The organism is Mucilaginibacter sp. (assembly GCF_036383575.1).
Classification (GTDB): Bacteria; Bacteroidota; Bacteroidia; order Sphingobacteriales; family Sphingobacteriaceae; genus Mucilaginibacter.
On the sequence record NZ_DASVOB010000464.1, the window covers coordinates 1 to 9,692 of the forward strand.

Genomic DNA, 9,692 nt, shown 5'->3' on the forward strand with positions numbered 1-9,692 from the left:
GATCCTTGATCTGGGGAAAACCAAAACCATTGTACTTTCAACCCATATTATGCAGGAGGTTGAGGCTGTGTGCAGCCAGGTTATCATCATCAATAAAGGTACTATTGTAGCCAACGATACCTTGCAGCAACTCCGGAAAAATAATGGTGATAAATCGCTCGAGGAGGTGTTTATCAGCCTTACTAATAATTAAAAAACACGTCATTACTTCATACCCGAAAGGACGTGGTAGAATAGCCGTTTTCTGTTATTACTACTCCTAAGTATTACTCGTTTAATATTTTTTTACATTTTTTGTAACGCATTGCCGGTTTATTGCATCTATATATGCAAACCCGGCAATGCGGAGGTACCCCGCCGAGCCAACCTTTATTACATTATTGTTATATGAAAAAACTACTTTTATCATTAGCCTTTTTAGGCTTCATGGCCGTAGCGGCCCACGCGCAATCATCATCAGATGGAGGCAAATTTAGTATAGGTGTTGAAGCTGGCTTGCCGGTTGGCGACACGCACAATATTTCAAATTTTGCCATTGGTGGATCCCTTAAGTATGATCATCCTATTGCCGATCATTTGTATTTAACGGGTTCTGCCGGTTATACCCGCTTTTTGTACAAAAGTGAGGTTAAAGATTTTTTAAACAAATCGGGCGAAGGATTTATTCCGGTTAAAGCGGGTGTTAAATACTTTTTTGACGATGCCTTTTTTGCAGAAGGTCAGTTAGGCGCTGTATTCAGCACCGAAAGTGGCGGTGGTACTGGATTTGCTTATGCACCGGGCGTAGGTTATAGCTTTGCCGGTGGACTGGAAGCTGGTGTACGTTACGAAGGCTGGTCGCATGATGGCACTGTAAGCCAGGTAGCGCTGCGGGTGGCATTCAAATTTTAAAAAATAATTATTAATATCATGGGGCCGTTTCCGGAAGGGAGCGGCCTTTTTAATAATATCTTCATTATTATAAGCAGAGCAATATTGTATTTTCGGCCTGTTATGAAAAAACTGATATTGCTGTTGCTTATCCTTCCTGCTTTTAAAACTTACGCCCAGGACGGGCCGAAACCCTCAACCGCTTTTAGTGCCGGTGTTGAATTTGGTATTCCATCGCGCAGTTTATACAACGTAGGGGTTGGCGCTTCGCTTAAATTGGAGCAGCCAATTGTAAGCCCGGTAAGTTTTACGCTTACAGCAGGGTTCAGCAGCTTTTTTTGTAAAAACTCGCTTTTAAATGAGGGGCATTCCGGTGGCGATATTTTTGTGCCTTTAAAAGCCGGATTAAGATATAACGTTAGCTCGGGCGTGTTTTTGGAGGCCGAAGCAGGCAGCGTTATCGAACTTAATTACGATAAGCGCAGGGTGTTCGCTTTTTCTGTAGGGCCGGCTATCATGATCCCCACAGGTACTGATAACCGTAACTTTGAACTGGGGTTACGGTACGAAAGCTGGTCGGCCCATACTTTGCAGCAAACGGCTATCAGGTTTGCCTATCGGTTTGGCAGGTAGGTTTTTTTTTATTTTTTGTAGCGATATATTATTGAAAGGCGTATCGGCGTTATAGCAACACTTATAAACCTTATAATATCATGATCAGGAAACCTATCCGCATTTCGTTAATCTTTTTGTTCGTTTTGTTTTCAGCTGCATCTCAAGCTCAAAGGGGTAATCAAACCTCGTTAAGCGTTGGTACCGAATTGGATGTTCCGCTTAATATTGGCAGCTACCAATACAACGGGCCCGATATTACCTACAAAGGCGGTTTTGGCGTTAATATAAAATTGGAAAAGCCGATAACCAAAACACTGCATTTTACGGCTGGTGTAGGCTTTGTTTATTTTGAATCGAATCTTTACTACCTGTATGCTACTCCGTCTGTTGATTATTTGCCAAACTCGTATTACTCTGCAGATCGCCCCGGGCCGTATGTATTTTTACCTGTTACCGCTGGTTTAAAGTATTATTGGGCCAAATACTTTTATTTAAGTGCCGAGGCAGGCAGCGCGTTTAAACTTAATGACCGGTCGTATACTTCGTTCATCTATTCGGGAGGAGCGGGGGCTGTTGTACCGATTGGCCCTCATCACGGGCTTGATTTTAACGTGCGCTTTGAACGTGGTTATAAAAGTATCGACTATAATCATCCTATTGATCAGTTAGGCTTCAACATAGCTTACAAGTACAGGTTTTAAAGGGGGGACAGTTGGCTGATAGTGGCCGTAAGTGGTTGCAGGTGGTCGGTCCCCCAGACGGACGGACGCTATCGTTTCTAATTATCATTCCGCATGTTCAAGCATCTTTCACCATAACCATTAATTTAAGCAAAAGAAAAAAAGCGAGGGATTGTGCGATTCCCCTCTTGAGAGGGGCGGAGGGGTGTGTTTCTGCTTTGAAAGATCTGTAGCAGAAACACACCCCTGCTACAACACGTTCCTACGCGCCCTCTCGAGAGGGGATTTTTAAAATCCTTTGTTCAATTAATTGCTTAGGTTAACGGCTATGGCATGTACGCTTACTTTAAGTTTGGTTAAAGCGGAAGACGTTTGAACCTGCGAAAGAAACCATCAATAAATAAATCCGAAATCGAAATTCCGAAATCCGATATCAAACTGCTTCTTTGCTTTGGCGCAATATTGTTGTAATTTCGGCGCTTAACACTACATATTATAACGTGCTGAGCATCCTTAAAAAAGAAATAATATCCTACCTGAGTTCGTTGGTGGCTTACGTAACTATAGGCGTATTTTTATTGGTGCTGGGTTTGTTTTTATGGGTATTTCCTGATTCAAGCATTCTCGAGTACGGATATGCAGGCCTCGAAAGCCTGTTCAGCACTGCCCCGTACCTGTTCATGTTCCTGATCCCGGCCATCACCATGCGTTCCCTTGCCGAGGAACGTAAGGAAGGCACGTTTGAACTGCTGTTCACCCGCCCTTTAAAAGATTGGGAAATAGTGCTGGGTAAATACCTGGCCTGTTTATTAATAGTGCTGTTTGCTTTGCTGCCTACGTTGGTTTATTACTATTCGGTAAGTGCGTTAGGTACGCCGCAGGGTAATATTGATACCGGGGCTGTAATAGGCTCATACATCGGGTTGTTTTTATTAGGTGCCGTATTTGTGGGGATAGGCTTATTTACCTCGTCCATCACCAAAAATCAGATCATCGCCTTTACTATATCGGTTTTCCTGTGTTTCTTTTTTTACAGCGGGTTTGATTCATTAAGTCAGCTTTTATCCCTGCAGGATCTGGGCTTGCAAAACTTAGGTATCACCCAGCATTATGAATCGGTAAGTCGTGGTGTGCTTGATACCCGCGATCTGACTTACTTTATCATAACAGCAGGTATTTTTATCTGGCTTACGTTATTTGTTTTGGGCAGGCAAAGGCAGAAACGCCGCCTATCTAATCGTATGGTTGCTTTACTGTGCGTGTTTTTTTCCCTGGGGAACATGTCTCATTACGCTTTTACCCGTTTTGATTTTACTGCCGAAAAGCGCTTTACCGTTTCGCCGGTAAGCATGAAAATAATGAAAAGATTGTCAGAGCGTGTTAAGGTGGTAGTTTATTTACAGGGTGATAACCTGCCAGGCGGCTTTAAGCGCCTGCAAAGCGCCACGCGTGATATGCTGAGCGATCTGCAAGCCTATAGTAAAGGTAAAATTCAATTCGAGTTTCGTGACCCATTGAAAGGTTTAAATAACGATCAGCAGAACGAGGTGATCCAGAACATGGCTGCCGAAGGTGTTGAGCCAACTAACCTGAGCGTTAAAACCGATAATGGTGTAACTCAAAAGCTGATATTTCCATCGGCACTCGTTTCTGCCAATGGGAAGGATATTCCTGTAAAGTTATTGCTGAGCCGCATAGGCCTCTCGCCCGATGAAGTGCTAAACAACTCTATCCAAAACCTGGAATATGCTTTTACATCCGCTATAAAAAAGGCAGATGAGGGGGGAAGGCCGCAAATAGGTTTTACTGAAGGTCACCACGAGCTAACCGACCTGCAACTGAACGATGCCATGAAAAGCCTTGCCGATGGTTTCCAGGTAGGCCGGGTTGATTTGAATGCGATCTCCACCGCCGATCTGCAAAAGATCAAACTGCTGGTAATAGCCAAACCCGATCAAAAGTTTTCGGAGATAGAGAAATTCAAACTCGATCAGTACATCATGAACGGAGGCAGGGTACTATGGGCTATCGATCAGGTAAGTGCCGAGCTTGACAGCCTGCGCGGGCATGGTGGTGAGCAGCTGGCATTCCCCAAGCAGCTTAATTTAGATGACCAGCTTTTCCGTTACGGCATCCGCATCAACTACGATCTGATCGCCGATATGAATTGCTCACAGATCCCCATCAGTACCGGCGAGGTTGGCGGGCAGGCGCAGATCCAGATGCTGCCATGGCTGTATTACCCGGTGTTTATTCCGCTAAGCAAACACCCTGTAGTGAAAAACCTCGACGGGATCAGCAGTGAGTTTGCAAGTACTATCGATATCCTCGACACCAAAAATGTAAACAAAACGGTGTTGTTAACATCGTCGCCATATAATAAGAAGCTGACTGCCCCGTATATGCTGTCATTACAGGCCCTGGAGCAGGAACCAAATCCTAAAGATTTTCAAAGCACACCTAAAATAACAGGCGTATTGCTGGAAGGTAGGTTTGTAAGCGACTGGCAAAACCGCCCCCTGCCCGAGGGTATTAAGGAACAGGTTGCCATTCAGCAACAAAGCGAGCCCACCAAAATGATAGTGATAAGTGATGGCGATATTTTAAAGAACCAGGTTGGCAATGATGGTTCACCATATCCCCTGGGTTATGACCATTACACCCGTCAAACCTATGGCAACAAAAACCTGCTGCTCAATATAGCCGACTATATGACCGACGATTCGGGCCTTATCGCCTTGCGTACCAAGGAGATCAAGATCCGCCTGCTGGATAGGGCACGCATCCGCAGCGAAAAAATGTACTGGCAGCTGGTTAATACCATTGCACCGCTGGCTTTAGTGTTAATATGTGCTATTTTTCAACATTATTTACGCAGGCAAAAGTATGCCCGTTAAATTTTCTATTTTTGATAGATTAATTACAACCATATGAGATTTATTGTTTCTACATCAACATTACTCAAACAACTGCAGTCGGTAAGTGGTGCGTTAAGCAGCAGTACTGTGCTGCCGATACTGGAAAACTTTTTGTTCGAGATAAAGGATGGGAACTTGACCATTTCTGCTACCGACCTGCAAACCAGTATGACAACCTCCCTGCCTGTTGAGGCTAAAGAGAATGGAAGGATTGCTATACCGTCGCGTATATTGTTAGAGACCCTGAAATCATTACCTGAGCAGCCTGTTGCTTTTTCGGTTGATGATAAAACCTTCGCCATTGAAATTAATGCCGGCGATGGTAAATACAAACTAAGCGGTGAAAACGGCGAGGATTTCCCGAAGATCCCGGTTGTTGAAAATGCATCATCGGTAAACCTGCCTGCTTCAGTTTTAGCCGAAGCTATCAACAAAACCATTTTCGCGGTAAGTAATGACGAACTTCGCCCGGCTATGACAGGTGTTTACTGCCAGCTAACAACATCGGCCCTTACCTTTGTTGCTACCGATGCACATAAACTGGTTCGCTACCGTCGTAAAGATGCAAAGGCTGCAAGCACTACATCGTTCATTTTGCCTAAAAAGGCTTTAACCCTGCTTAAATCATCCTTACCAAGTGATGATGTGAACGTATCGGTTGAGTATAACAACACCAGTGCATTCTTTAAATTTGGTAATATTAACCTGGTATGCCGTTTAATTGACGAGCGATATCCTGATTATGAAGCGGTTATCCCACAAAATAACCCTAATAAATTAAATATCGACAGGCTTACTTTCCTGGGTTCGTTAAGCCGTGTAGCTATCTATGCTAACAAAACTACCCACCAGGTAAGGCTTAAAATAAACGGCAGCGAGTTGAATATATCATCAGAAGATATCGACTTTGCTAATGAGGCCCACGAGCGTTTAAGCTGCCAATATGAGGGCGAAGACATGGAAATTGGCTTCAATGCAAGATTTTTAATAGAAATGTTGAAGAATTTAAGTTGCGAAGAAGTATCTTTGGAGATGTCAACTCCAAACCGTGCCGGCTTATTGCTGCCACAAGGCGGAGATGAGAATGAAGATGTGCTGATGCTGGTGATGCCGGTGATGCTCAATAGTTATGCTTAAGTGTAAACTTAAATTATAAATCCAAAACTAAGTCCGGTATCATAAACCGGACTTTTTTTGTTCAACACCCGATACCAAAAATTACAGTAAGCAGTTATAGCTTATAATTGTATATGAATATAAAGGTTAAAGTTTTATTGATGATGGCGGTAGCGGCGGGTTGCCTTGCATCATGCAAAAAAAATAACGATAAGCCCGATGCGGTAGATTCGTCAACAACATCGTTAAACGTTATTAATGCTACCTTTAATAATATTAACGTTTACCTTAATGGCACAAGGATAAATAATACCACCACTTTTTATTCGGGGGGCACGCTTGGTTATATTTCGGTAAAAGCCGGCACGCAAAATTATTCGGTTAAGCTGGATGGGCCTAATAATCCGAACCCGCTGTTCAGCCTGCCGCTAACATTAAGCAAGGATTCGATATATTCATTTTATGTAGCAGGTAATACTGTAGACCAGGTTTTCAAAACTACCGATGTATTAGTTGCTGATACAGGCAAGACCCCTATGGCAAAGATCAGGTTTGTGAATGCCTCATCTGATGCCGGTAATATCAGTGTGCATTTTGAAGGCACAACAGCAGCCTTAGATACAGAAACAGTAAAGAACCTGGGTTTTAAAGGTACCTCGACGTTTTATTTAGTAGCGCCGGGAGAACATAATATGGCACTACATTCAGCAGCATTGCCAACTACTGTTGTCAGGGATACAGTAACGCTAACAGGAGGCAAAGTATATACCTACTATGGATATGGTAATAAAAGCGCCGGACTGGCAACCGGGCTGTTCACTAATCAATAATAACGTTAATGGCTAATAGAAATAAAAGCAAGGTACTGGTTTCGTTTTTTGTAGCTGTGATATGCGGCCTTTTTATCTGTGCTGTTTCATCATGCGGCAAGGGGGGCAACGCATCGTCGGTAGGTTTGAACACCCAGTTTCAGATTGTTAATTTAAGCCCCGATATTCAACCGGTATACCTTTATCAGCATTATATCAGGTATAGTACAGCTACCTATACCTATCCAACCAGTTCGGGATATTTCTATCTTTCAACCCTGGAGTCGCCATTGCAATTACGTACAGCTACCGCGGCGCCTGTAATTTTGCTTCAGTTTGACACTACACTTAAAGCTAACAGGAAGTATACCATGTTTATAACCGGCTTTAAAAAAGATAATACTTTTGCAAACTCGTTTATTGTATCCGACAGTACCTCGCTGCCCGCCATTGGCAAAGGAAAAGTGCGGTTTGTGCACGCTTCGCCAAATACGACAACCCTTGATCTGCGGGCTAACGATACGCTTGTGGTGAGCGGAACGGCCTTTAATGGTGTATCTAAATATGTTGAGCTCACCGCCGGTAATTATAACTTTACTATTACCGCTACCAAAACGCCCACCAAAATTGAAACAACCCTGCCAAATATAACCATACAAGACGGCCGTGCCTACACTATTTATACCAGGGGCATTGTTGGCAGCGCCGACTCATTGGCCTTTGGCGCAGGTGTACTTACTAACAATCTGCTTAGTAAGACACTTCAATAGCTGCTTTTTGTTTAATATTTATATTTTTGGGCAAAAATTAAGCCTGTGGAAGTAATAAAGAGTATAATCGATTTTATATTGCATATTGATAAGCACCTGGTGCAAATAACCAGCGCTTACCAAGGGTGGACCTACCTCATCCTTTTCCTGATCATATTTGCCGAAACAGGTTTTGTAGTAACCCCATTTTTACCCGGCGATTCACTGCTGTTTGCAGCCGGTGCTTTAATAGCCGGTGGTAGCTCGGGTTTGGATATTTGGCTTTTGGGCATCATCCTGATAGCCGCTGCTTTTATCGGTAACACAGTGAATTACCTTTTAGGCAATTATTTAGGCCCCAAAGTTTTTAAGGAAGAAAATAAGATCCTTAAACTCGAATACTATCTTAAAACCAAAGCTTTTTTTGATAAGCATGGTGGCAAGGCGGTGATTTTTAGCCGTTTTATGCCTATTATTCGTACTATAGCACCTTTCGTGGCAGGTGTTGGCAGGATGCCTTTTTTAAGATACAGTCTTTATAACATTATTGGCGGTGCTGCATGGATCATTGTATTCCTGTTTGCAGGTTACAAATTAGGTCAGGTGCCTATCATTGCTAAAAACTTTTCGCTGGTAGGGGTGATCATTATCCTGATATCGATATTGCCGCCGATTTTTGCCGCTGTAAAAAGCCGTACCGCTAAAAATCCAGCCTAAATATAAAAACTCTTGATGCTATTAATTGATAGCATCAAGGGTCATAGTGCCCATCAGTTTACCGCCTTTATTATAGGTTTCGGATTTTACAAACCTTCCCAATTTAGGTGAATACCATTCAGTTACTTTCATGTTGAAAGGGATACCTATCCCCATCATTCTCATTTTGGTTGTTGCATCATAGCTTATTTTAAAACAATCAAAACTGCCTGCATTCGTGCTCACTGTTTCGGCTTGTTCAACTTTGCGGTTTTTGATATCCATTTGCAGGTTGGCCATCTGTGCACCGTTGTTGCCCATATCAATAGTTACGGAGCCGTCATCTAAAGTTTGCCCGGCTTGCATATCGGCAGGGTAGGTGAGGTATTTGGCTTCGCCGCTTACTTGCATATTGCCTTTCATGTTTGCAGCGGGTACAAATGATTTCATATCTACCTTTATGGTATTGCCCGTGCAGATCATTTCAGAATCGCCGTTACCTATCGCTTTGCCATTCTTGTCGTTTATTTCGGCGTGCACTGTAACCGTAGTAGCATCTTTTTTGCTGGTGACATAAACGGCGGTCATCTGTGGTTTGCCTTTGGCATCCTGGCTTACATAAGTGAGTTTTTTACCGTTAACGTTATTTACAAACTGGCTGCAATTTTGGGCGAAGCCAATTTTACAGATAAGCATTAATAGCAGTACTATTAGCTTTTTCATAGCGTAATAATTTAATGTGGATGGTTTACGCTAAGTTGAGAGAAAAACAACACCCAAACAATGTTGCTACTACCCGTTTTAGTTTCGGGTTTTACGTTATTAATGGCTAATTGCCAATGCTTTGCCAGATCGGTAAAGTGCTTCCTCCTGTTGAAGTTGATTCTTTTGCTCCGTGCTTAATGGCTGCGCGATAAGCTTATTCAGGTCCGGCTGCCCGGCATCAACCCAGGCCGAATACCAAAAACTGCCTACAGAGAGGATGGATGATCTCATTTGCCTTGCAACCATCCCTTTCAGCATTTTGTGATAAGCCTGGCTGTATGCGGCAGAATAATCATTTACCTGCTTTTTGCCATGCTGCACCAATTCATATTTTTTATCCTGCGGATAGGTTTTGTTCAGGATGCGTTCAAAGCGTAAAACAGTATCCACGCTTTTATATGTGGCCCTGCAAATACGGAATGCTTCGTTAAGCGGGTTTTCAATATATCGGGCTTTGCCAACATAGTAGTTATA

Annotated in this window: 9 protein-coding genes and 2 pseudogenes; 9 read left to right on the top strand and 2 right to left on the bottom strand. The window is 43.0% G+C overall.

Annotation, left to right across the window (positions count from 1 at the left end):
- The 9 genes and pseudogenes from VF500_RS16455 to VF500_RS16495 form a co-directional block, all read left to right on the top strand.
- A pseudogene (locus tag VF500_RS16455) lies at positions 1-193 on the top strand (ABC transporter ATP-binding protein); the annotation flags it as partial.
- 194 nt (positions 194-387) lie between these two features.
- Positions 388-891, top strand: coding sequence for an outer membrane beta-barrel protein (locus VF500_RS16460; RefSeq protein WP_330860715.1), 504 nt, complete (start codon positions 388-390; stop codon positions 889-891).
- Between the two features lie 102 nt (positions 892-993).
- On the top strand, positions 994-1,503 hold the full coding sequence (locus VF500_RS16465; RefSeq protein ID WP_330860716.1) for a hypothetical protein: 510 nt from the start codon (positions 994-996) through the stop codon (positions 1,501-1,503).
- 80 nt (positions 1,504-1,583) lie between these two features.
- Positions 1,584-2,186, top strand: a complete 603-nt coding sequence (locus tag VF500_RS16470; RefSeq protein ID WP_330860717.1) for a hypothetical protein — start codon at positions 1,584-1,586, stop codon at positions 2,184-2,186.
- 479 nt (positions 2,187-2,665) lie between these two features.
- The gene (gene gldG / locus VF500_RS16475) at positions 2,666-5,062 is read left to right on the top strand and encodes a gliding motility-associated ABC transporter substrate-binding protein GldG (RefSeq protein WP_330860718.1); all 2,397 of its coding nucleotides are present in this window, start codon (positions 2,666-2,668) and stop codon (positions 5,060-5,062) included.
- A 33-nt stretch (positions 5,063-5,095) separates the two neighbouring features.
- Complete coding sequence (gene dnaN / locus VF500_RS16480; protein ID WP_330860719.1) at positions 5,096-6,220, top strand: DNA polymerase III subunit beta; 1,125 nt, start codon at positions 5,096-5,098, stop codon at positions 6,218-6,220.
- A gap of 113 nt (positions 6,221-6,333) precedes the next feature.
- Positions 6,334-7,029, top strand: coding sequence for a DUF4397 domain-containing protein (locus VF500_RS16485; RefSeq protein WP_330860720.1), 696 nt, complete (start codon positions 6,334-6,336; stop codon positions 7,027-7,029).
- An 8-nt stretch (positions 7,030-7,037) separates the two neighbouring features.
- On the top strand, positions 7,038-7,778 hold the full coding sequence (locus VF500_RS16490) for a DUF4397 domain-containing protein (RefSeq protein ID WP_330860721.1): 741 nt from the start codon (positions 7,038-7,040) through the stop codon (positions 7,776-7,778).
- 45 nt (positions 7,779-7,823) lie between these two features.
- A complete protein-coding gene (locus tag VF500_RS16495; protein ID WP_330860722.1) occupies positions 7,824-8,474 on the top strand; it encodes a DedA family protein in 651 nt (216 codons plus the stop codon).
- 21 nt (positions 8,475-8,495) lie between these two features.
- On the opposite strand, the gene VF500_RS16500 is transcribed toward VF500_RS16495, so the two are convergent.
- A complete protein-coding gene (locus VF500_RS16500; RefSeq protein WP_330860723.1) occupies positions 8,496-9,176 on the bottom strand; it encodes a hypothetical protein in 681 nt (226 codons plus the stop codon).
- Positions 9,177-9,275: 99 nt separating this feature from the next.
- Positions 9,276-9,692: pseudogene (locus tag VF500_RS16505) on the bottom strand (S1/P1 Nuclease); the annotation flags it as partial.